This is a genomic window from Dongia sp. (genome assembly GCF_041905885.1).
Classification (GTDB): Bacteria; Pseudomonadota; Alphaproteobacteria; order Dongiales; family Dongiaceae; genus Dongia.
Map to the genome: position 1 here is coordinate 85,635 of NZ_JAYRKD010000012.1, position 20,969 is coordinate 106,603.

21 protein-coding genes are annotated in these 20,969 nt (G+C 65.5%); 9 read left to right on the top strand and 12 right to left on the bottom strand.

What is annotated here, in order from left to right; all coding sequences use genetic code 11:
* Positions 1 to 23: 23 nt before the first annotated feature.
* The 9 genes from ACH2CY_RS14125 to ACH2CY_RS14165 all read right to left on the bottom strand — a co-directional run bounded on the left by ACH2CY_RS14125 (position 24) and on the right by ACH2CY_RS14165 (position 6,951).
* Complete coding sequence (locus tag ACH2CY_RS14125; RefSeq protein WP_395019912.1) at positions 24 to 578, bottom strand: hypothetical protein; 555 nt, start codon at positions 576 to 578, stop codon at positions 24 to 26.
* A gap of 83 nt (positions 579 to 661) precedes the next feature.
* Positions 662 to 1,696, bottom strand: coding sequence for a hypothetical protein (locus ACH2CY_RS14130; protein WP_395019913.1), 1,035 nt, complete (start codon positions 1,694 to 1,696; stop codon positions 662 to 664).
* Between the two features lie 71 nt (positions 1,697 to 1,767).
* Positions 1,768 to 2,769, bottom strand: coding sequence for a hypothetical protein (locus ACH2CY_RS14135; RefSeq protein ID WP_395019914.1), 1,002 nt, complete (start codon positions 2,767 to 2,769; stop codon positions 1,768 to 1,770).
* The gene (locus tag ACH2CY_RS14140; RefSeq protein ID WP_395019916.1) at positions 2,766 to 3,113 is read right to left on the bottom strand and encodes an MmcQ/YjbR family DNA-binding protein; all 348 of its coding nucleotides are present in this window, start codon (positions 3,111 to 3,113) and stop codon (positions 2,766 to 2,768) included. The genes ACH2CY_RS14135 and ACH2CY_RS14140 overlap by 4 nt, the downstream gene beginning before the upstream one ends.
* A 9-nt stretch (positions 3,114 to 3,122) precedes the next feature.
* Complete coding sequence (locus ACH2CY_RS14145; RefSeq protein WP_395019917.1) at positions 3,123 to 3,671, bottom strand: hypothetical protein; 549 nt, start codon at positions 3,669 to 3,671, stop codon at positions 3,123 to 3,125.
* Between the two features lie 48 nt (positions 3,672 to 3,719).
* Positions 3,720 to 4,163: a hypothetical protein gene (locus ACH2CY_RS14150; protein ID WP_395019918.1), complete on the bottom strand. Its 444-nt coding sequence runs from the start codon at positions 4,161 to 4,163 to the stop codon at positions 3,720 to 3,722.
* 72 nt (positions 4,164 to 4,235) lie between these two features.
* Positions 4,236 to 4,877: a LysE family translocator gene (locus tag ACH2CY_RS14155; RefSeq protein ID WP_395019919.1), complete on the bottom strand. Its 642-nt coding sequence runs from the start codon at positions 4,875 to 4,877 to the stop codon at positions 4,236 to 4,238.
* A gap of 80 nt (positions 4,878 to 4,957) precedes the next feature.
* Entirely contained in the window at positions 4,958 to 5,488 is a 531-nt protein-coding gene (locus ACH2CY_RS14160; protein WP_395019920.1) for a hypothetical protein, read from the bottom strand.
* Positions 5,489 to 5,634: 146 nt separating this feature from the next.
* On the bottom strand, positions 5,635 to 6,951 hold the full coding sequence (locus ACH2CY_RS14165) for an O-acetylhomoserine aminocarboxypropyltransferase/cysteine synthase family protein (RefSeq protein WP_395019921.1): 1,317 nt from the start codon (positions 6,949 to 6,951) through the stop codon (positions 5,635 to 5,637).
* Positions 6,952 to 7,217: 266 nt separating this feature from the next.
* Between ACH2CY_RS14165 and ACH2CY_RS14170 the strand changes: the two genes are divergently transcribed.
* Both ACH2CY_RS14170 and ACH2CY_RS14175 read left to right on the top strand, forming a co-directional pair.
* Positions 7,218 to 8,243, top strand: a complete 1,026-nt coding sequence (locus ACH2CY_RS14170) for an enoyl-CoA hydratase/isomerase family protein (protein ID WP_395019922.1) — start codon at positions 7,218 to 7,220, stop codon at positions 8,241 to 8,243.
* Between the two features lie 185 nt (positions 8,244 to 8,428).
* Positions 8,429 to 8,878, top strand: coding sequence for a MarR family winged helix-turn-helix transcriptional regulator (locus tag ACH2CY_RS14175; RefSeq protein WP_379955721.1), 450 nt, complete (start codon positions 8,429 to 8,431; stop codon positions 8,876 to 8,878).
* A gap of 1 nt (position 8,879) precedes the next feature.
* On the opposite strand, the gene ACH2CY_RS14180 is transcribed toward ACH2CY_RS14175, so the two are convergent.
* Together ACH2CY_RS14180 and ACH2CY_RS14185 are read right to left on the bottom strand one after the other, a co-directional pair.
* Positions 8,880 to 9,791, bottom strand: a complete 912-nt coding sequence (locus tag ACH2CY_RS14180) for an SDR family oxidoreductase (protein ID WP_395019923.1) — start codon at positions 9,789 to 9,791, stop codon at positions 8,880 to 8,882.
* Between the two features lie 93 nt (positions 9,792 to 9,884).
* Positions 9,885 to 12,536, bottom strand: coding sequence for a GNAT family N-acetyltransferase (locus ACH2CY_RS14185; RefSeq protein WP_395019924.1), 2,652 nt, complete (start codon positions 12,534 to 12,536; stop codon positions 9,885 to 9,887).
* A gap of 107 nt (positions 12,537 to 12,643) precedes the next feature.
* Between ACH2CY_RS14185 and ACH2CY_RS14190 the strand changes: the two genes are divergently transcribed.
* Positions 12,644 to 14,740: a methyl-accepting chemotaxis protein gene (locus ACH2CY_RS14190; RefSeq protein WP_395019925.1), complete on the top strand. Its 2,097-nt coding sequence runs from the start codon at positions 12,644 to 12,646 to the stop codon at positions 14,738 to 14,740.
* A gap of 9 nt (positions 14,741 to 14,749) precedes the next feature.
* On the opposite strand, the gene ACH2CY_RS14195 is transcribed toward ACH2CY_RS14190, so the two are convergent.
* Positions 14,750 to 15,949 (bottom strand): acyl-CoA dehydrogenase, encoded by a 1,200-nt coding sequence (locus ACH2CY_RS14195; RefSeq protein ID WP_395019926.1) that lies wholly within the window; start codon positions 15,947 to 15,949, stop codon positions 14,750 to 14,752.
* Between the two features lie 67 nt (positions 15,950 to 16,016).
* Between ACH2CY_RS14195 and ACH2CY_RS14200 the strand changes: the two genes are divergently transcribed.
* The 6 genes from ACH2CY_RS14200 (at position 16,017) to ACH2CY_RS14225 (ending at position 20,961) form a co-directional block, all read left to right on the top strand.
* Positions 16,017 to 16,217 carry a DUF6898 family protein gene (locus ACH2CY_RS14200; protein ID WP_395019927.1) on the top strand — a complete coding sequence of 67 codons (201 nt, stop codon included), beginning with the start codon at positions 16,017 to 16,019 and terminating at the stop codon, positions 16,215 to 16,217.
* A gap of 290 nt (positions 16,218 to 16,507) precedes the next feature.
* Positions 16,508 to 17,437: a branched-chain amino acid ABC transporter permease LivH gene (locus ACH2CY_RS14205; protein WP_395019928.1), complete on the top strand. Its 930-nt coding sequence runs from the start codon at positions 16,508 to 16,510 to the stop codon at positions 17,435 to 17,437.
* Between the two features lie 2 nt (positions 17,438 to 17,439).
* Complete coding sequence (gene livM, locus ACH2CY_RS14210) at positions 17,440 to 19,029, top strand: high-affinity branched-chain amino acid ABC transporter permease LivM (protein ID WP_395019930.1); 1,590 nt, start codon at positions 17,440 to 17,442, stop codon at positions 19,027 to 19,029.
* Positions 19,026 to 19,865: an ABC transporter ATP-binding protein gene (locus ACH2CY_RS14215; protein ID WP_395019931.1), complete on the top strand. Its 840-nt coding sequence runs from the start codon at positions 19,026 to 19,028 to the stop codon at positions 19,863 to 19,865. The genes livM and ACH2CY_RS14215 overlap by 4 nt, the downstream gene beginning before the upstream one ends.
* Before the next feature lie 15 nt (positions 19,866 to 19,880).
* Positions 19,881 to 20,594 (top strand): ABC transporter ATP-binding protein, encoded by a 714-nt coding sequence (locus ACH2CY_RS14220; RefSeq protein WP_395019979.1) that lies wholly within the window; start codon positions 19,881 to 19,883, stop codon positions 20,592 to 20,594.
* A 34-nt stretch (positions 20,595 to 20,628) separates the two neighbouring features.
* Positions 20,629 to 20,961, top strand: coding sequence for a DUF6867 family protein (locus tag ACH2CY_RS14225; RefSeq protein ID WP_395019932.1), 333 nt, complete (start codon positions 20,629 to 20,631; stop codon positions 20,959 to 20,961).
* Positions 20,962 to 20,969: the final 8 nt, after the last annotated feature.

Below are 20,969 nucleotides of genomic sequence, written 5' to 3' on the forward strand. Positions count from 1 at the left end.
GAACGGGCGGAATGTCGCGGTTCTCAGTCGAACACCGGCGCCACGTCGATGGTCTTCGGCCGTGCCGGATAAACGCCGATCCGCCAGAACACCCAACCGCCCAGCGTGCCAAAAGGGATCAGCACCAGGCCGATGAGGAGGACCACCGCGCCGTTCGCCGGACCATGGAAATCGTCCTCAAACTCGAAGTCGCCATCGCCCGATCCTGCCGCCGGCGGCGTGGTCTCCATCCAATCGATCGCATTGCTCACGAGCAGGGCGGCCGCAGGGAGAGAGGCCGCCAGGAAGGTGCCGAGCAACAGGCAATGGGCCCGGCGCACCAGGCCGCGATAGCGCGCGAAGAGCAGGAAGATCGTGCCGAGCGGCATCGACCAGATTTCGGCGGCCGCGAGAACTCCGCCCGCAAAGACTCCGCCCGGCGGCCCGGAGACCAATCCCCCGGCCATCCCAAGCATCATCATGATTGCGATGCCCAGCACGATCGGCGGCACGGGTGCAAAGGCCAGCCCGATCCATAGCCGCCATTTCGAGAGGTCGCGCCAAGCCCGCTGGTTCGTCGGCTGCTGCTCCGCAAGCACTGCGCTCACCACGTCTGTCGTCGCCCGCCGGTCCCATCGCCACTATAAGCGGAAAAGTGGCGGCGTCATGGCGGAGCTTCGCCTCAATCGAACACCGCGGAGACATCGGGATGGGGCAGCGGCGCCGGACGCACCCCGAGCCGCCAGAACAGCCAGCCGCTCAGTACACCCATCGCCGTGAACAACACTTCGACGGCAAGGAATATGATGGCGGCATAGGATGCATCCGCTCCCGGATTGGACACCATTGCGGCAATGCCGCCCCAGCCTTCGATGCCGAACATCAAGGCTGCCAGGGCCAGCGGGAACAGGTCCGCGATGATCACGCCGAGCAGCAGGCATTCGAACCGGCCGATCCTCCGGCGCCGTCGAACGACGAGCAGCAGATAGATCCATCCGCAAACCAGGCACCAGACGAGCACGAAGATCAGCGTCGCGATCCCGGCGCGGATCATCTCCGCGGTCGTCATGCTTCCATCGACGATCCAGATCAGCGCCAGGAGCGCGGTCATCACGATCGGCCCGAGGCTGAGGCCGAGCGTCAGCCGCCCGCCATGCAAGTCCCGCCACCGGCGATGCCGTGGCGTCAGGAACCGGTCTCCGGCCTTGTCTTGACCGTGGGAGACATTGTCCGGCGCGCGGGGCCGAGGCCGGATCCCGATCCGCCAATAGATCCAACCGCTCAGCAGTCCGGCGGGCAGGAAGAACAGGGCAAGCAGGATGAGGCCGTTAAGGGCGATGTTTCCGTAGGCGTCCCCGAGGCCGTCCTCGGCCAATGACGCGATCGCTCCCAAGGAGAGTTCCGCCAGGATCGCCGTCGCTACGCCCCAGACCAGACACTGGCGGCGCGTGACCTCGCGCCGAATGCGAATCAGGACGAGGTGAAAGCAAATACAGATCGCCGCAACGGCGAGCGCCAGCGGATATGCGACGATGAGCGCCATCGGGCCCGCGTCGGACAGATCGACTTCGGCATGCACAATCAGCGCTGCTGTAATGCCAAAGGCGAGCGGAATGGCGGTCACCAGGAGCGATCCGCCTACGCGCGCCAATCTCAGCTCGCGCCACAGCCGCCGATTTGGCTGCTGCTGTTGCTCCGCCATCGCTCCGTCGTTCACGTCTGCCCTCGTCCGTTGGTCTGCCGCTACTATAAACGTAAAAGTGGCGCGTTACAGCCGAGCCCCTTGCCTCAATCGAATATCGGCGCGCTCGCCATATCCTTCGGACGCGCGGGTCGAACGCCGACCCGCCAGAACAACCAACCGGAAAGCAGGCCGATCGGGGTGAGCAAGAGGCCGAACAGGACGATGGCGAGCGCGACGACAATAAGACTCGCATCCGCCGGGATTCCGGCCGGGATGACACCGAACGCAAGGCTGAAGCCTATGCCGTAGACCGGGTAGAAAGAGGTGAGCAGGATGCCGAGCAGAAGGCAGTCCGTGCGCGCAACGCTGCCGCGGCGCCGGCTGAAGGCGAAGAGATAGAGAAGACCAAGCGCGAGAAACCAGAACTCCGTGGCGATCAGCGCCACCGGTAGCGCGCCCACAAGTTCCGCACCGCGCATTGCGAAGGCTGTGTAGGCAAGGTTGGCCAAGGTCCATGGCGCCCCTGCCGCGAGCAGACCGCAGGCCAGGCGTCGCTTGCTGAGGTCCGGCCAGCGCCGGTGCAAGGATGGGTCGAACTTCTCGGAGCGTGCGATTGCAGCGATCACCGATCGTCGCGCCAGCCGCCAGAACAACCATCCGCCCAGCAGACCGAACGGCAGACCTGTCACGCCCATGCTGACCAGGGGTTGGAAGCCGAGGCCCCGGAATGTCGACGCGACCGAGTGCGCCTCCGAGGACATGGCTTGCTGGATCAGCCCCGAAACCGCAATCGAGGCCGCGGGCAGCAGGAATCCGAGCAGCAAGCCCAAGGCGAGGCATTCAAACAGGCGAAGATAGCCTTTGCGCAGCCAGACAATTGCGATTCCACCGATCAGCCAGATTCCGACCGCGCCAAGGCAGACCATGCCCAGGCGCCACGAGAGATGCGTTGCTTCGCCGCTCAGCACCGAGGCCACCATCGGCACTGCCGTCGGGGCGGCCGCGAGGATGATGCCGCCGAGTATTCGCCCGCGACGGCGGCCGGCGGCCGCTGACACTTCGGCCGAAACCGGCAGCTCGGCGGACGCATCCGGGTGCTCAGTCATTCCACCATCGATGCCAGCTTCTTCGGCGCAGTCATCTTGTAGCTGCGCCGCAGCAGCGCCGCGACCTCCTGCCAATCCGGCTTGGCGTCAAGCCGCATGCCGACCCAGCCCTTGTGCCCGACGTAAGGTGGGCGGAAGAAGGTCTCGGGATCGGCGCCGATCAGCACGGCCTGGCTGCCCGGCGGCGCCTTGAACCAGACCGAGACCCGGCCGTCGCCGCGTTTCTGCATGGCGAAGATCTTGTCCTTCACCCGGAAGGTCGGATCGTCCCAAGCCTCTTTCTCCGCTGCTTCCGGCAGCGCGAGGCAGATCTTGCGTAGGCGATTGGTGACGGCGGCGATCATGATCCGTGGCTAGAACACTTCTGCGATTTCCCGCAGCGGACGCGCGGCGGGCCGGATCGCGATGCGCCAGAGAAGCCAGCCGCCGAACAGGCCGGGAAGGGCGAGGCATAGACCAACGAACGCCAACCCGAGCACCAGTCCGAAGCTCGGCGGATGGAGGTCGCTGGTGAGAACGGCCACGGTCAAGCCCGTTGCCGCCGGCAGCAGAGCGCTCACCGATGCGCAAAGTGAAAGGCAGTCGAACCGCTCCACGGTCGACGTTCGGTGCCCGTGCCAGAAGAGGAACAGGGATCCGCCGGCGACGAACCAGAACGTCGCGATGCCGAAAATAGAGAGGAACCCAATCCAATCGAAGGCGCCGGCGTCGTCCGCTGTGAGCCAGATGAAGATCGCACTCGGAGCAACCGGCGCGAGGGATGCGAGCGCCAGGCCAAAGACCACATGCGCCTTGTTGACGTCACGCCAGGCGCGCTGCAGCGACTCTCTCGGCTCGTCCGGTCGCTCGCGCCATTGCTGGCGGCGCGATTTATGCCTCTGCGATGCAGTCCCGGTCCCCATGCCGCAATTCTATCGGCAATTGCGTCGCGGCGAAATAGACTCAGATGGTTACGGCAGCGGCAGCTCGTCAACCGAGGTGTTGAAGTCGAAATCGGTCAGCTGCCATTGATCGTCGCTGACCCTGATGAACGAGCAGCGCAGAAAGGTCGGTTTTGGTCCGATCACGATCATGTACCAGTCCCGCTCGAAAGCGTCGGCATAGTTCTTCTGTGCGAGGAAGGAAACCGAGTTCACCTTGTCGGATTTGACGAGCGCCGTCATCGGCGCCAGGGCAACCAGTGCGCCCGCGGGATCGATATTGCCCAGCGACCCGGAATGCAGCGCTTCACCGATCGCCGCGTCCTTCCCCTCCGCGACGAGCCGGCTGAAATCGCCACACCAAGTCTTGGGATCGATGATTGTTGCCTCGGCCAAGGCAGGCGCCGCTTGTGCGAATATTGCGACAGCAATGACCAGTGCGGCAATCCGTTGCGACGATCGCCCGGTATTCATGACGCGCCCCTTTGCAAGTGTCCACACGCTTGGGTTATGCAGCAGACAACCGCCGGGAGCAAATGCCAAATCCTAGGCCGGGGCCCGTTGCTGCAACGCCAGCCTCACGCCGAGCCCGATCAGCACGGTGCCCAGCGCGCGGTCGAGCCAGAGCCCGATCCGCGGGTTGCGTCGCAGCGCCGCGGTGAAGCGCGCGGCGACGAGCACGATCACCGCTTCGACCGCGAGCCCCACTGCAATCACCAGCGCGCCGTGCAGCACCAGTTGCAGCGGGATGTAGCCCAGCCGCGGGTCGGCGAATTGCGGCAGGAAGGCCATGAAGAACACCGCAACCTTCGGGTTCAGGACGTCGATCATGAAGCCCTGCCGGAAAATGGCGAAGGTCGAGCGACCGGCACGCGGCTTGCCGTCGATGCTGAAGCCGGAGCCCGCCGTCATCAGCGCATGGATGCCGAGATAAATGAGATAGGCGGCGCCGACCCATTTCACCACCGAGAAGGCGAGGGCCGAGGCGGCGAGGATCGCCGACAGCCCGAAGGCCGCCGCCAGCACATGCACGATCGCCCCGGAGCAGACCCCGAACGAGGCCGCGAAGCCATGCCGCTTCCCCTGCGCGACGGTGTTCGAGACGATATAGGCGATATCCGGCCCCGGCGAGAGATTGAGCGCGAAGGCCGCGGTGAAGAAGACGATCCAGTGATTGACGTCGTACATCGGCACACTCGATTCCGGTTCGGCCGATGATGGCACGACCTCAGGCGGGACCGAAAGTGCTGAAGCGCCGGGGTTTGGGCTCAGTCGAACACGCCGGACAGATCCCGCATCGCTATATCCGCCGGGCGCACGGCGATGCGCCAGAACAGCCAGCCGCCGAGCAAGCCGAAGGGCAGGGTGAACAGGCCGGCAAAGGCATAGTTCTTGAGGTGCGCCCAATCCAGCAGGGGAAAGCGCCCCTGCAGCAGGAGGGTGCCCACGATGTCGTAAACCAGCGGCATGAGGAAGCTGCTGGCGCAGCCGAGCAGGAGACATTCGTGCCAGGCAATCTGGTCGCGCAGCCGGCTCACGGTCCGCAGATAGGTCATTCCGCAGATCATCGACCAGGCGATCGGGGCCAGCATCGAGAGCGTCAGGTCCTTCCAGCCGACGCCGCTGCCCTCAAAGGCATTGACCAGATGGACTCCCAGCGTCATGAGCGCGGCGCCCAGCAGCGGTGCGACGGCGAGTGCCAGCAGGACGCGTCCCAGCGGCAAGTCGGCGGTGCGGGGTCCGATCGGCACCGGCTCGTCCACCGGGATAACGGGGAGCATGGTGGTGTGGTCGTGCATCCCCCATCGATGGCGGAGGATTGCGGCCTAATCCGGGCGCGGTTGGGGAGTTGTTGTGCCGCTTGTGCCGGAAGGCGCCCCAAAAGTCGGAGCAAGAAGAAGGGCGCGCCGGCGATCCGGCGCGCCCCTTGCGGAAATGACGGGTCTTATTCCGCGGCCTTCTTCGCGTCGGTGGCCTTGTCGAGGGCCTGGCGGAGATCGCCGAGGATGTCATCGATATGCTCGATGCCCACCGAGAGACGGACGTAGGAGTCGCTGACGCCGGTCTTCAACTGCTCTTCCGGCGAGAGCTGCGAATGCGTCGTGCTCGCCGGATGGATCGCGAGGCTGCGCGCGTCGCCGATATTGGCGACGTGGTAGAACATCTCCAGGGCGTCGATGAACTTGCGGCCGGCCGCGGCGCCGCCCTTGATCTCGAAGCCGACCAGGCCGCCGAGACCGCCTTTCAGATAGGCCTGCGCCCGGCGCTTCTCCTCGCCTTCCATCTGACTCGGGTGGATCACCTTGGTGACCTGAGGATGGCTGTTCAGGAAATCCGCGACCGCCTGGGTGTTCCGGCAATGCTCGCGCATCCGCAAGGGCAGGGTCTCCAGGCCCTGGATGAACTGGAAGGCGTTGAACGGGCTCATCGCGGCGCCGAGGTCGCGCAGCAGGGTGACGCGCGCCTTGATGATATAGGCGACCGGGCCGATCGGCTTCACCGCCTGGGTCCAGACCGCGCCGTGATAGCTGGGATCCGGCTGGTTGAGGCCCGGGAAGCGCTCGGCATGCTTCTCCCAGTCGAAATTGCCGCCGTCGATCAGCGCGCCGCCGATCGAGGTGCCGTGGCCGCCGATATACTTGGTGGTCGAATAGACGATGACGGCCGCCCCATGCTCGAACGGCTTGCAGATGATCGGCGCCGCGGTGTTGTCCATGATCAGCGGCACGCCGAGCTTGCGGCCGATGTCGGCGACTTCCTTGATCGGGAAGACGCGCAGCTTCGGATTGGGCAGGGTCTCGGCGTAGTAGGCGCGGGTCTTGGAATCCGTCGCCTTGGCAAACGCCTCAGGATCCTTCGGATCAACGAAGCGCGCCTCGATGCCCATTTCCTTGAAGGTGTTGGCGAACAGGTTCCAGGTGCCGCCGTAGAGATCGGTCGAGGCGACGAAGTTGTCGCCGGCGCGGGCGATGTTCTGGATCGAGAAGGCGCTGGCCGCCTGGCCGGAGGAGAGGGCGAGGGCGGCCGCACCGCCTTCGATCGCCGCGAGCCGCTGCTCCAGCACGTCCTGGGTCGGGTTCATGATCCGGGTGTAGATGTTCCCGAATTCCTTCAGCCCGAACAGGTTCGCGGCATGCTCGGTGCTGTTGAACTGGTAGGAGGTGGTTTGATAGATCGGCACCGCGACCGCGTTGGTGGCGGCATCGCGCCGGTGGCCGGCGTGCAGGACCAGGGTCTCGGGGTTCTTGCTCTTCGCGCTCATGTCGGGGCTCCCTTATCGAAGGTCGATTTCAATGAGGTCGGACTATTTTTGATGGGCGGGGTGAGATCAAGTGATCTTCGTCACCCGCCCGGGGCTCAGCTCTGCTCCGTTCAGGGGCCAGCTCGCTGTTATCCAACCATGAAACCGCGCCCTTCCCAAAGCCTTTCGCCGGAAACGGCAAAGACTTGTCAAAACCGTCAAAAACGTGCCAATCAGGCCCGCCAATTCCGGCTCCTGACCCCGTCCCTGTCAAACCAGATCCCCTTATGCCCAGCACGCCCCATGTCGAGTTTTCCTTGCGCGCCGGTACCGGTGAAATCCGGCTCAACCGGCCGGAGATGCTGAACGCGCTCACGCTGGAGATGATCGAGGCGATCGATGGCCAGGTAACGGAATGGGCGACCGATCCCAAGGTCACCGGCATCCTGATCGCCAAGGCCGGGACCGGCGAGGCCTTCTGCGCCGGGGTGGACCAGCGGGCGCTCTACGAGGCGCTGCAGGCGGGCGACCGGGAATACGGCGCGCGGGTCTATCGCCGCTTCTATCAACTGCTCTATCGGATCGCGACCTGCAAGAAGCCGACCCTCGCGGTGATGGACGGCATCACCATGGGCGGCGGTGTCGCGCTCGGCGCCCATTGCAAGATCCGCGTCGGCACCCGCAACACCTACCTCGCCAACGCCGATTGCAAGATCGGCTATTTCCCCGATGGCGGCGCCGCCTTCTTCTACAACAAGTGCCCCGGCGAGATCGGGATGTTCCTGGCGCTGACCGGCGTCGCGCTCCGGGCGCGCGGCCTGTTCCATGCCGGGCTGCTCACGCATATGGTGCCGGAGAAGCAGGTGCACATGATCTCGCCCCTGCTGATCAACGAGATCGCCGTGCCACCGCCGGTCTCGACCCTGGCGGACATCGAATCCCATGTGAACCAGGTGTTCGGCCTCGGCGGCGTCCCCGAGATCAAGGGCGTGCTCGCGGCGCGCAGCGGCGAGTGGGCCAAGGGCACCGCCGAGCAGCTGCGTCCCCAGTCGCCGACCAGCCTGGCGCTGACCTACCGCCATCTCCGCACCGCCCAGGGCAAGTCGCTCGAGGAGGTGCTGAAGGCCGACTACCGCCTCAGCCAGCACCTGATCGACGGACATGACTTCCGGGAGGGGATCCGCGCCTTCGTCATCGACCGGGACGAGAAGCCGGCCTGGCAGCCCGCCGAGCAGCGAGATGTCACCCAGGCCGCGCTGGACGCCCTGTTTGCGCCGCTGGACCAAGGGATGGAATGGTCGCCAGCCGCCTGAGCGGCAATTTTCTTTCCAAGACCCGGGCTTAGCGATTTCCTCGCCATCCGGGCCGAATCATTTTATGCTCTTTTTTCGGCAGGTTAGGGCGTCTTCCTGCAAAATTAACCCTTTTTTTAGGACGATCGCCTAGTTTCGGCGCTTATTCGCAGTTTTCTGCCGATTCTAAGTTTCGGGGGCTCAAGGTGAAAAAGGCATATCTGGACACGATCGCGCTCATCGAGCGGCTGCACCGCGAGTGTCTCGAAGTCATCAAGGCGGACCTCGACCGCCAGGGGATTCGCGACCTCAACAACGTGCAGGCGATGATCCTGTTCAACATCGGCTCCGATGTGCTCTCGGTCGGCGAACTGACCAACCGCGGCTATTACCTCGGTTCCAACGTCTCCTATAACGTGAAGAAGATGGTCGAGAACGGCTATCTGGTGCAGGAGCGTTCGCCGCACGATCGCCGCGCGGTCCATGTGAAGCTCTCGGAGAAGGCCTTGAAGGTCGTCGAGCGCATGCACGAGATGTACGACCGGCACCTGAAGAACATGACCGCGGAAGTCGCCAACGAAGGCGATCTCGACGGCGTCAACGGGACCCTGCGCAAGCTCGAGCGCTTCTGGGCCACCAGCATGGACTACCGCTAACTCAGCGGTAGCCCGTCGTATCCGCGGGCTTTCCGGCTTCCTGCACTTCCACCAGATAGCGCCAGCAATCAGGCCTTGATCCATCGAGGTCGGTGAAGCCATAGACCTGCGCCAGCTGGCCGCTCGACAGCGACTGCCCGTTCCAGCGCGCCCGTTCCGGATCGGCGGCGAGGGCCGCGATCGCGCGGCCGGTGAAGCGGGGCGTCTCCGAGATCGCAAAATGCGGCTGCGCCTTGGTCGCGTCGCGCCAGTTCTCTTCCGTGACGTTGAAGTGTCCCAGCATCATCTCCGAGCGCATCCAGCCTGGCGTGATGGCCACGGCCGTGGCGCCGTGCTTTTCCAGGTCCTTGGCGTGGTCCCAGGCCATGCGGATCGCCGCGTTCTTGGCGAGGTCGTAGAAGACCGAGAGCCGGTAATGGCTCGCGTTGTATTCGGCGGTGCCGTCGGTCACCTCGATCATCAGCCCGCCCGGCTGCCGGATCAGCAGCGGCAGCGCGTGATGCGCGGTGATGAGATGGGTGTCGATCGCCAGCCGGAGCAGCTTGAGGCCGTTCTCCAGATTGTGCTCCCAGACCGCCTTGTTCCATTCGAACAGATTCTCGCCGCCCCAGACGTCGTTGACCAGGATGTCGAGCCGCCCTTGCTCGCGCGCGATGCGGGCGACCAGCGCCTCGACCTCGGCGAGCACCAGGTGGTCGGTGCGGACCGCGATGCCCTTGCCGCCGAGGCTGGTCACCAGCTCCGCGGTGTCCTCGATCGTCTCGGGGCGCCGGTATTCCGACTGCTGGCTGCGGGTGGTGCGGCCGGTGACATAGACCGTTGCGCCGGCGGCGCCGAGTTCCGCGGCGATCCCGCGCCCGCCGCCGCGGGTGGCACCGGCGACCAGTGCGATCTTTCCTGCAAGAGACGACATCGCCGAATCCTCTCAGCAGTGGATGGACCGGCCTTTTAGCAGCGCCGCGGAGGAGTGGCGATGCAAATGTTTTCGACGCGGCCTCGAAGAATCCTAGAGCTTCAGCCGCACCAATACGCCCGAGGTGTCGTCGAGATTGCGTTCGATGCGGAAGCCCAGTTCCTCGCAGAGCTTCAGCATGGTGGTGTTCTCGCTCAGCACATGGCCCATGATCTCGCCCAGGCCCCGACTCTTGGCATACTCGATGATCCGCTGCATCAACAGCATGCCGAGGCCCTTGCCGGTCAGGTCGTCCTGCACCACGACCGCATATTCGCCGCGCTCGTTGTTGGGATCGGAAATGAGGCGCACCGCGGCATAGATCGGCGACTTGCCGGCGGGGCCGGGCTCGGTCAGCACCAGCGCCATCTCGCGGTCGTAATCGATCTGGGTGAGGCGCGCGGCGTCGCGGTGGCTCAGCGCCTTCAGCGGCGCAAAGAAGCGCAGCCGGATCGCGCGCGGGGAGAGGCGGCCAATCAGCGCCTGCACCTCCGGCTCGTCCTCGGGCAGGATCGGTCGGATCATGAAGGCGCGGCCGCTGTCATCCTCGACCATGCCCTCGAGCCGGCGCGGATAGGGCCGAATAGCCAGCCGCGGCACGCCCTTGGCCGGCCGCACCTTCATCCGGGCGTCGAGCGCGATCACGCCATGCTGATCGGCCAGCAGCGGGTTGATATCGAGCTCCACGATCTCCGGCACATCGACGATCAGCTGCGAGAGCTTGACCAGGGTGAGCGCGATGGCATCGATATCCGCCCGCGGCCGGTCGCGATAGCCGGTCAGCAATCGGTAGACCCGGGTCATCTTCATCAGCTCATGGGCGAGCTTGATGTTGAGCGGTGGCAGGGCGAGGGCGCTGTCGGCGAGCCGCTCGACCGCGACCCCGCCATGGCCGAACAGCAGCACCGGGCCGAACTGCGCATCCTCGATCATGCCCAGGATGAGCTCGATCGAATCCGCCTTGCGGATCATCGGCTCGATGCTGACGCCGAGAAGGCGCGCTTCGGGCCTTAGTTTCTTAGCCCGGGCGATGATCGCCTCCGCCGCCCGCTCGACCGCATCGGCGCCGTCGAGGCCGAGGGCCACGCCGCCAATATCCGACTTGTGGGTGATGTCCGGCGAGAGAATCTTCACCGCGAAGGGCCCGGAGCGCTGGGCCGTGGCCGCCCTGGCCTCGGCCGGCGTCGATGCCCGGGCGGCCTCGGTGGTCGGAATGTGATAGGCGCCGAGGATCGCCTGCGCCTCCGGCCCGGTCAGCATCTCACGCCGCTCGGCCAGCGCGCTGTCGATGATCCTGCGGACCGGCTCCATCTCGACCTGGAACGAGGTCGGCATCGAGGGCGGGGTCTCCATCAGCATCTCGCGGTTGCGCCGATACTCCGCGACATGGCCGAAGGCGCGCACCGCCGCCTCCGGGGTCTCGTAGGTAGGGATGCCGGCGGCGGAGAAATGCCGCCGCGCCTCGGCCGCGGTCGCCTCGCCGATCCAGCTGGTCAGGACGCAGAGCCGGCTGCCTTCGACCGCGCCGACCACGGCATCCGCCGCGGCGACCGGATCGGCGATCGCGGTCGGGCAGTTGAGGGCGAGCAGGGCATCGACATTGGGGTCGTCGCGCAGGATCCTCGCCGCCGCCGCGAAACGCTCCGGCGGCGCGTCGCCGATGATGTCGACCGGGTTGCCGTGCGACCAGCCGGCCGGCAGCACCCCGTTCAGCTTCTCCAGGGTGGCCGGCGCAAGCTCCGCCAGCTCTCCGCTCACGTCGATCAGCGTGTCGGTGGCGAGAATGCCCATGCCGCCGCCGTTGGTCATGATCGCCAGCCGGCCGCCGGCCGGGATCCGCGACATGGCCAGGGTCTGCGCCGCGGCGAACAGCTCGTCGAGCTGATAGACCCGCAGCATGCCGGCGCGGCGGAAGGCGGCGTCATAGACCGCGTCGGCGCCGGCCAGCGCGCCGGTATGCGAGGCGACCGCCTTGGCGGCTTCAGTATGACGTCCCGCCTTGATGGCGATGACCGGCTTCACGCGCGCCGCGCGCCTGGCCGCCGACATGAACTTCCGCGCTTGGGTGACCGCCTCGACATACATCAGGATCGCGGTGGTCCCGGGATCGTCGGCGAGATAGTCGAGCATGTCGCCGAAATCGACGTCGATCAGCTCGCCCATGGAGACCAGATGCGAGAAGCCGACGCCGCGCGGCTGCGCCCAGTCGATCACGGAGGTCAGGATCGCGCCCGACTGCGACAGGAAGGCGAGGCCGCCCGCTTCCGGCATCAGATGCGCAAAGGCCGCGTTGACGCCCGACCCGGGAATGATCAGCCCCAGGCAGTTGGGCCCGAGCAGCCGCATCGTGTTGGTCCGGGCGGCAGCGAGCATGCGCTGCTTCATCGCCGTGTCGAGGCCGGCGGTGATGATCACTGCCGCCTTCACGCCCTTGGCGGCCAATTCCTCGACGATGCCAGGAACAGTGTCCGCGGGGGTCGCGATCACCGCGAGGTCGGGGATCTCCGGCAGCGCCGCGATATTCGGATAGACCGGCGCTTCGCCCAGCCGCTGATGCTTCGGGTTGACCGGATAGAGCCGCCCGGCGAATCCGGAGGCGGTGAGATTTCTCCAGGTCTTCTCGCCCATGCGGCCGGGACGGTCGCTGGCGCCGATCAGCGCGATCGATTTCGGCTGGAGGAGGCTGGTGAGGTTGCGCGTGCTCATTTCGCTCTCGTGACGTTAACCGCGTGGAAAGACATTACCGGCAAAAGTTGACGGGAATAATCTTGACCTCGGGGACGCGGACCAACTCCATGGGAATTAAAGCAAAATTGTCAGGCTTCAAAGTGCGGACTTGGCTGATCGCCGGTTTCGGCCTGATGGCAGCGATCCTGGTCGTGATCGTTGCCGTCAGCTTGAAACAGATCCAGGCTAACGGCGCGATGACCGGTGCGATGGTGGCCGAGCGGCTGCCGAGCACGATGACCGGCGATCGCCTGGTCGCCAACGTCCAGGCTTCGACCGCCGCCCTGCGCGACTGGATGATCAGCGAGAACGCGGTGTTCAAGGGCGCGCGCCTCGATATCTGGAAGGCAATCGACACGGACGTGGCCAACCTCGATGCGCTGGCCGCCGGTTGGGACGTGCAGCAGGACAAGGACGACTGGCAGCAGGTGAAGACGCTGCTGGAGACGCTGCGCAATGCCCAGCAGGAGACCGAGACGATCGCGCACAGCACGCTGGAGCAGCCGGCGCTGACCCTGCTGGAGAAGAACGCGAAGTCGGCCGAGGCGCAAATGAACGGCGGCCTCATCGCCATGGCCAACGAGGAGCGGACCCAGCCCAGCACCGACGAGCGCAAGGAGTTGCTGCTCACCATCGCCGACCTGCGCCAGGGCTTCGCGCTCAGCATGGCGAACATCCGGGCCTATGCCCTGACCGGGAATGACTCCTTCATCTCCGGCTTCAAGAAGAACTGGACCATCACCACCACGCGCATGGCCAAGCTCGAGAAGGACCAGGCGCTGTTCACCAGCGGGCAGAAAGTCACCTACGGCATGCTGCAGAAGCAGATGGCGATCATCTCGCCGATCCTGCCGCAGGTGCAGGACATCCGCAGCGGCGACGACTGGAACGCGGCCCAATCCAAGCTCAACAAGGAGGTCACGCCGACCTTCGAGTCCATTCTCGATCTGCTCGCCGGCAAGGCGGGCGAGGACGGCCAGCGCCATGGCGGCCTGGTCGAGCGCCAGGCGGATTCGCTGAAAGCCAGCGGCAACCAGATCATCGACGGCTCCAAGCTGCTGATGCTGGTGACGGGTGGCCTCGGCCTCGGTGGCATCCTGCTGGCGGCCGTGATCGCCTTCGTGGTGATCCGTGCTTTGACTAGGCCGATCTCGCGCCTGACCGCGGCGATGGGCAGCCTTTCCGGCGGCGATCTCGAGGTCGTCGTGCCGGACGCGCATCTGAAGAACGAGATGGGCGCCATGGCCCGGGCGCTGGAGGTCTTCAAGACCAGCATGATCCAGGCCCGTGCGCTCGATGCGCAGCAGAAGGAAGAGCAGGCGGCGCGCGAGGCGCGCGCGGAACGCGTGACCGAAATCACCGGCCGCTTCGACGCGGCGGTCTCCGGCATCCTGCAGGACGTCTCCGACGCGGTCGGCAAGATGCGGACCACGGCGGAATCGATGACCGATACCGCGAGCGGCGCCGCCGAGCGGGCGCAGACCGTCGCCAAGGCCTCCAACGCCGCGACCGTCAACGTCCAGGCGGTGGCCGGTGCCAGCGAGGAACTGGCGGCCTCGGTGCAGGAGATCGGGCGCCAGCTCGAGAACAGCACCAAGATCGCCGTCGAGGCGACCGAGCAGGCGAAATCGACCAACAAGCTGGTCGAGAGCCTCGCCGCCGCGACCGAGAAGATCGGCACCGTGGTGCGCCTGATCAACGACATCGCCGAGCAGACCAACCTCCTGGCGCTCAATGCCACGATCGAGGCGGCGCGGGCGGGCGATGCCGGCCGCGGCTTCGCGGTGGTCGCGTCGGAAGTGAAGACCCTGGCCAACCAGACCGCCAAGGCGACCGAGGAGATCGGCGCGCATATCTCGGCGGTGCAGTCGGTGACCGGCGAATCCGTGGCGGCGATCCGCTCGATCGTCGATACCATCGACAAGATCAACGATATCACCGCCCAGGTCTCGGCGGCGGTGGTCGAGCAGAGTGCCGCCACCCAGGAGATCGCCCGCAGCGTCCAGGAAGCGGCGCAGGGTACCGCCTCGGTGGACGAGAACATCACCGGCGTCACCCATGCCGCCGACCTGACCGGCGCCGCGGCCTCGGAAGTGCGCGGCGCGGCCGACGGCCTGGCCGAGCGCTCTCAGGCCCTACGCGGCGAAGTCGAGAACTTCCTGGAAGCGGTGCGCGTCGCCTAGCGACGCGCGCTACTCCGCCATGAAGGCCTGGATTCCGGTCTGCGCGCGGCCGAGGATCAGCGCGTGGATGTCGTGCGTGCCTTCGTAGGTGTTCACGGCTTCCAGGTTCATCACATGGCGGATGACGTGGAATTCGTCGCTGACGCCGTTGCCGCCGTGCATGTCGCGGGCGGTGCGCGCGATGTCGAGTGCCTTGCCGCAGGAATTGCGCTTGATCAGCGAGATCATCTCCGGCGCGGCGCGGCCTTCATCCTTCAGGCGGCCGACCCTGAGACAGGCTTGCAGGCCGAGCGTGATCTCGGTCTGCATGTCGGCGAGCTTCTTCTGGATGAGCTGGTTGGCGGCCAAGGGCCGGCCGAACTGCTTGCGGTCCAGCGTGTAGGAGCGGGCCTGGTGCCAGCAGAACTCGGCGGCGCCCAAGGCGCCCCAGGCAATGCCATAGCGCGCGTTGTTGAGGCAGCCGAACGGGCCTTTGAGGCCTGAGACATTCGGCAGCAGGTTCGCTTCCGGCACCTCGACATTCTGCATGACGATCTCGCCGGTGACCGAGGCGCGCAGCGAGAACTTGCCCTCGATCTTCGGCGTCGAGAAGCCCTTCATGCCGCGTTCCAGGACGAAGCCGCGGATGACGCCGTCCTCGGTCTTGGCCCAGACCACCGCGACGTCGGCGATCGGCGAGTTGGTGATCCACATCTTGGCGCCGTTCAGGACATAGCCGCCGGACGTCTTCTTCGCCGTGGTCTTCATGCTGCCGGGGTCGGATCCGTGGTCGGGCTCGGTCAGGCCGAAGCAGCCGACGATCTCGCCGGAGGCCAGGCGCGGCAGGTATTTCTGGCGCTGCTCCTCGGTGCCATAGGCATGGATCGGGTGCATGACCAGGCTCGACTGCACCGACATCGCCGAGCGATAGCCCGAATCGACGCGCTCGATCTCGCGCGCCACCAGGCCGTAGGAGGTGTAGTTGGTGCCGGCGCAGCCATAGCCGTCGATGGTCGAGCCCAGCAATCCCAATTCGCCCAGCTCGTTCATGATCTCGCGGTCGAACTTCTCATGCCGGTTCGCCATGAGCACGCGCGGCATCAGCTTGTCCTGGGCATAGCCGCGCGCAGTATCGCGCACCAGCCGTTCCTCCTCGCTGAGCTGCTCGTCGAGCAGCAGCGCGTCATCCCAGGTGAACTCGGGTTTGGAACCGTGGCGGGCGGAACTCATCTCACTCTCCTCAACATCTGATCGATGCTAGAATCCAAATTGAATACGGCTCACACCAGGGCGGGGCATGTCCGAGGAAGAAGGGTATATCATCGAGTTTCACCGCGTTGGCAATGCGGTGAAAGTGACCGCCATGGACCCGGCGACCCTGACCGAAGTATCGATCGTCGGCGCGCCCAACGTCGGCGACACCGAACTGACGCGCCTGGCGGTCCGCAAGCTGGAATATGTGCTCGCCAAACGCGGGACCAATCCCGGGAACAGGTAAGGAACGCAATCCTTGGGGTGCAATATCTCTTGTTCCTACAAGGGGCTTGGGCTAGGTTCCGGCAAATAACGACAGCGCGGATCGGGCCGAACCATCGGCCGGCCAGCGAAGGTCGAGAGCGGGGAATGCTGAGCGTCGCAGAGTGGAGCCCGGTTCCAACGGAACCGGGAAAGACAATCATTCAGGTCTGGAAGTCCTGCCAAATTCGGAAGGCAGGCAGGGAAGCGCGGGGAAATTCCGTCGCCGCTCCCGTCCCAATGGTCGCGGAATAATCCGGCAGGCGATCGCACATGGATTGGTTTCCCTATTTCCTCCAGCAGCTGATCAACGGACTGACCCTGGGCTCGGTCTATGGGCTGATCGCGATCGGCTACACCATGGTTTACGGCATCATCGGCATGATCAACTTCGCCCATGGCGACGTGTTCATGATCGGCGCCTTCCAGGCGATGATCATGCTGCTGATCTGCGGCGCGCTCGGCATCACCTGGGTGCCGGCGATCCTGCTGCTGATGCTGATCGTCTCGGTCGTGCTCACCGCCGCCTATGGCTGGACGGTGGAGCGGATCGCCTATCGCCCCTTGCGCGGCTCGACTCGCCTGGCGCCGCTCATTTCGGCGATCGGCATGTCGGTGCTGCTGCAGAACTACGTGCAGCTGCTGCAAGGCCCGCGGCCCAAGCCGGTCGAGCCGATCATCCGCGGCGGCTTCGAGCTGATGAGCGCCGAGACCGCGGGCTTCACCGTGCAGCTCGGCTATCTGCAGATCGTGATCATCATCGTCACCGTGGTGGTGATGGGCGCGGTGGCCTTTGCCATCGGCAACACCTCGCTCGGTCGCCAGCAGCGCGCCTGCGAGCAGGACATGAAGATGGCCTCGCTGCTGGGCGTGAACGTCGATCGCACCATCTCGCTGACCTTCGTCATGGGCGCGGCGCTGGCCGCCGTCGCCGGCATGATGGTGACGCTCTATTATGGCAACAACGACTTCTTCATGGGCTTCGTCGCCGGCATCAAGGCCTTCACCGCGGCGGTGCTGGGCGGCATCGGCTCGCTGCCGGGCGCGATGCTGGGCGGCATCCTGATCGGCCTGATCGAGGCCATGTGGTCGGCTTATTTCACCTCGGAGTACAAGGACGTCGCCGCCTTCTCGATCCTGGTGCTGGTCCTGATCTTCCGACCCACCGGCCTGCTCGGCCGGCCTGAAGTGGAGAAGGTCTGATCATGGCCGACGTCGCTATCCGCGGTGCAATGCCGGTGAAGAAGGCCCCGTCGCCGGTGATCGAGGCGGCCCGCGAGGCATCGATCACGACGGTGCTGGTGTTCCTGCTCTCGATCTACATGGTCGGCTTCAAGACCGAGGCCGCCCAGGGCCAGCCCCTGAGCTTCGTCACCCAGTTCTCGGATGTGATCTGGGCCTGCATCCTGGTGCCGCTCGGCCGCTTCCTGATCGCGCTCAATCGGCTGGGGCGCAGCCTGCCGGCGCTGATCGGCGGCGGCCTCGCCTTCGTCTATCTGTTCGTCGGTGGTGCCACCGGCCTGTTCGAGCCGGCGGAGAACCCGACCTTCGACGCGATCTACAAGGGCCTGCTGTTCCCCTACCAGCAGCCGATGGTCAACGTGATCTTCGGCCTCGGCGGCCTGTTCATCTTCGGCACCGCGGTCTCCACGCGGCGGGCGGCGCGGCATGGCGCCATGACCCTGGCGGCGCGCGAGGCGCGGGAAGAGCGCCGCGCGCATTGGGCGCGCCGGATGTCGGGCATCCTGGGGCCGGCGCTGATCATCATCGCGGTCGTGGTGCCGGGGCTGGTCTACATATCGCCCTGGTCGAACAACACGCGCCAGGTGGTCGAGACGCTGATCCTGATCCTCACCTACGTGATGCTCGGCTGGGGCTTGAACATCGTCGTCGGTCTCGCCGGTCTGCTGGATCTCGGCTATGTCGCCTTCTACGCGGTCGGCGCCTACACCTATGCCAAGCTCAGCATCGTGTTCGGCTTCGGCTTCTGGGAATGCCTGCCGATCGCCGGCCTCCTGGCCGCGCTGTTCGGCGTGCTGCTCGGCTTCCCGGTGCTCCGGCTGCGCGGCGACTATCTCGCGATCGTGACCTTGGGCTTCGGCGAGATGATCCGCATCGTGCTGATCAACTGGCAGGTCTTCACCGGCGGCCCGAACGGATTGGGCAATCTTTCCAAGATCACCTTCTTCGGCCTGCCGTTCGACCGCAAGGCGCCGGAAGGGCAGGACACCTTCGCGACCTTCTTCAATCTCGACTTCAGCACCATGCACCGGTCGATCTTCCTCTACTACGTGATCCTGGTGCTGGCGCTGATCACCAACTTCGTGACGATCCGCCTCAGGAAGCTGCCGATCGGCCGCGCCTGGGAAGCGTTGCGCGAGGACGAGACCGCCTGCCGCGCGCTCGGCATCAACCCGACCAACACCAAGCTCACCGCCTTTGCGATCGGCGCGATGTTTGCCGGTTTCGCCGGCTCGTTCTTCGCGACCCGTCAGGGCTTCGTCAGCCCGGAGAGCTTCGTCTTCATCGAATCCGCGCAGATCCTGGCAATCGTCGTCCTGGGCGGTATGGGCAGCCAGGTCGGCGTCGCCTTGGCCGCGATCCTGCTGGTCGGCCTGCCCGAGGTCATGCGCGAGCTCTCGCTCTACCGCATGCTGTTCTATGGAATGTGCATGGTGATGATCATGCTGCTGCGGCCGCGCGGACTGCTGGCGCACCGCGAGCCGACCATCGCCCTCGATCCGAAGCACGCGCCCTCGGCGACCGGCGCCACCGCGCGGGGCATCAAGCCATGACCGCGATTCCGGTCCAGGCCAATCATCCGACCGACAGCAACATCCTGCTGACGGTCGAGCATCTGACCATGCGCTTCGGCGGCCTGGTGGCGGTCGAGGATGTGAACTTCACCGCCCGGCGCGGCCAGATCACCGGCGTGATCGGCCCGAACGGCGCCGGCAAGACCACGCTCTTCAACTGCATCACCGGTTTCTACAAGCCCTCGGTCGGCCGCATCACCCTGCAGCGCGGGGACGGCGCGACCTACCTGCTGGAGCAGATGGACGGCTTCCGGATCGGCCAGCGCGCCCGGGTCGCGCGCACCTTCCAGAACATCCGCCTCTTCCCCGGCATGTCGGCGCTGGAGAACCTGATCGTCGCGCAGCACAACAAGCTGATGCAGGCGTCCGGCTGGACCATCCTCGGGCTGCTGGGCCTGCCGGGCTATCGCCGCGCCGAGGCGGAGGCCAAGGACCTGGCGGTGCAATGGCTGGAGCGCGTCGGGCTGCTGGCCTTGGCCGACCAGCCGGCCGGCAGCCTGCCTTATGGCGGCCAGCGGCGGCTGGAGATCGCACGCGCGATGTGCACGGATCCGGTGCTGCTGTGCCTCGACGAGCCGGCCGCCGGCTTGAACCCGCGGGAATCGGCGGAGCTCAACGAGCTCCTTTTGGAGATCCGCGACCGGGCCGGGATCGGGTTGCTGCTGATCGAGCACGACATGAGCGTCGTGATGGGGATTTCCAACCACATCGTGGTGCTGGACTACGGCCGCAAGATCGCCGACGGGACCCCGGCCGAGATCCAGAAGGATCCGGCGGTGATCCGCGCCTATCTCGGCGAGGAAGAGAAAGAGTAGCGCATGAGCGAAGCCATGCTGCAGGTCTCCGGCATCCGCTCCTTCTACGGGCATATCGAGGCCCTGCGCGCCGTCGACATCACCATCAACACCGGCGAGATCGTCACCCTGATCGGTGCCAACGGCGCAGGCAAGTCGACCTTGCTGATGTCGATCTGCGGCTCGCCGCGGATCCGCGAAGGCTCGATCGTGTTCTCCGGCCGCGACATCAGCCGGCTGCCCACCTACGAGATCATGCAATTGGGCATCGCCCAGTCGCCCGAGGGACGCCGCATCTTCCCGCGCATGACCGTGCTCGAGAACCTGAAGATGGGCGCGCTCACCACCGACCCGAAGTTCTTCGACGAGGACCTGCAACGGGCCTTCACCATGTTCCCGGTCCTGGAGAAGCGCCAGCGCCAGCGCGGCGGCACGCTTTCGGGCGGCGAGCAGCAGATGCTGTCGATCGCCCGCGCGCTGATGAGCCGGCCGAAGCTCCTGTTGCTCGACGAGCCATCGCTGGGCCTAGCGCCGCTGATCGTGAAGCAGATCTTCTCGATTATCCGCGAGATCAACGAGAAGCAGGGCGTCACCGTCTTCCTGGTCGAGCAGAACGCCAACCACGCGCTGAAGCTCGCCCATCGCGGCTACGTGATGGTCAACGGCAAGATCACGCTGAGCGGCAGCGGCAAGGAACTGCTGAGCAATGCCGAGGTGCGCGCGGCCTATCTCGAAGGCGGACATCACTGATGGCCTCTGAGAATCGGCGTTCGGGAGAGACGGCATGAGCGAGTTCAGCTTCGGCGAAGTTCTCGGCGTCACCTTCGTGCTGTTCGGTTTCGCTGCGTTCCTGATGGGGCAGGCGATTGCCGATACCTGGCGTCCGGCATGGCAGAACGTGACCTACGGGCTTCTCCTCGCGGTCGGCAATCATTTCATTGATTTCGCCTTGTTTCAGGGAGATTGGCTCTCAATCAGCCACTACCTGCTGGACGCCGTCATCATCGTCGCCATCGCGCTTTTTGCACATCGGATGACTCTTGCACGCAAAATGGTGCAGCAGTACCCTTGGTTGTATGAGCGTTCTGGGCTGCTCTCATGGCGGGTGCGCGGCTGACGTGCCGC

Coding starts and splice junctions, on each gene's coding strand:
- ACH2CY_RS14135 (WP_395019914.1), bottom strand. CDS start 2,769: ATGACTGAGCACCCGGATGCGTCCGCCGAGCTGCCGGTTTCGGCCGAA.
- ACH2CY_RS14140 (WP_395019916.1), bottom strand. CDS start 3,113: ATGATCGCCGCCGTCACCAATCGCCTACGCAAGATCTGCCTCGCGCTG.
- ACH2CY_RS14145 (WP_395019917.1), bottom strand. CDS start 3,671: ATGGGGACCGGGACTGCATCGCAGAGGCATAAATCGCGCCGCCAGCAA.
- ACH2CY_RS14150 (WP_395019918.1), bottom strand. CDS start 4,163: ATGAATACCGGGCGATCGTCGCAACGGATTGCCGCACTGGTCATTGCT.
- ACH2CY_RS14155 (WP_395019919.1), bottom strand. CDS start 4,877: ATGTACGACGTCAATCACTGGATCGTCTTCTTCACCGCGGCCTTCGCG.
- ACH2CY_RS14160 (WP_395019920.1), bottom strand. CDS start 5,488: ATGCACGACCACACCACCATGCTCCCCGTTATCCCGGTGGACGAGCCG.
- ACH2CY_RS14165 (WP_395019921.1), bottom strand. CDS start 6,951: ATGAGCGCGAAGAGCAAGAACCCCGAGACCCTGGTCCTGCACGCCGGC.
- ACH2CY_RS14170 (WP_395019922.1), top strand. CDS start 7,218: ATGCCCAGCACGCCCCATGTCGAGTTTTCCTTGCGCGCCGGTACCGGT.
- ACH2CY_RS14180 (WP_395019923.1), bottom strand. CDS start 9,791: ATGTCGTCTCTTGCAGGAAAGATCGCACTGGTCGCCGGTGCCACCCGC.
- ACH2CY_RS14185 (WP_395019924.1), bottom strand. CDS start 12,536: ATGAGCACGCGCAACCTCACCAGCCTCCTCCAGCCGAAATCGATCGCG.
- ACH2CY_RS14195 (WP_395019926.1), bottom strand. CDS start 15,949: ATGAGTTCCGCCCGCCACGGTTCCAAACCCGAGTTCACCTGGGATGAC.
- ACH2CY_RS14200 (WP_395019927.1), top strand. CDS start 16,017: ATGTCCGAGGAAGAAGGGTATATCATCGAGTTTCACCGCGTTGGCAAT.
- ACH2CY_RS14205 (WP_395019928.1), top strand. CDS start 16,508: ATGGATTGGTTTCCCTATTTCCTCCAGCAGCTGATCAACGGACTGACC.
- livM (WP_395019930.1), top strand. CDS start 17,440: ATGGCCGACGTCGCTATCCGCGGTGCAATGCCGGTGAAGAAGGCCCCG.
- ACH2CY_RS14215 (WP_395019931.1), top strand. CDS start 19,026: ATGACCGCGATTCCGGTCCAGGCCAATCATCCGACCGACAGCAACATC.
- ACH2CY_RS14220 (WP_395019979.1), top strand. CDS start 19,881: ATGCTGCAGGTCTCCGGCATCCGCTCCTTCTACGGGCATATCGAGGCC.
- ACH2CY_RS14225 (WP_395019932.1), top strand. CDS start 20,629: ATGAGCGAGTTCAGCTTCGGCGAAGTTCTCGGCGTCACCTTCGTGCTG.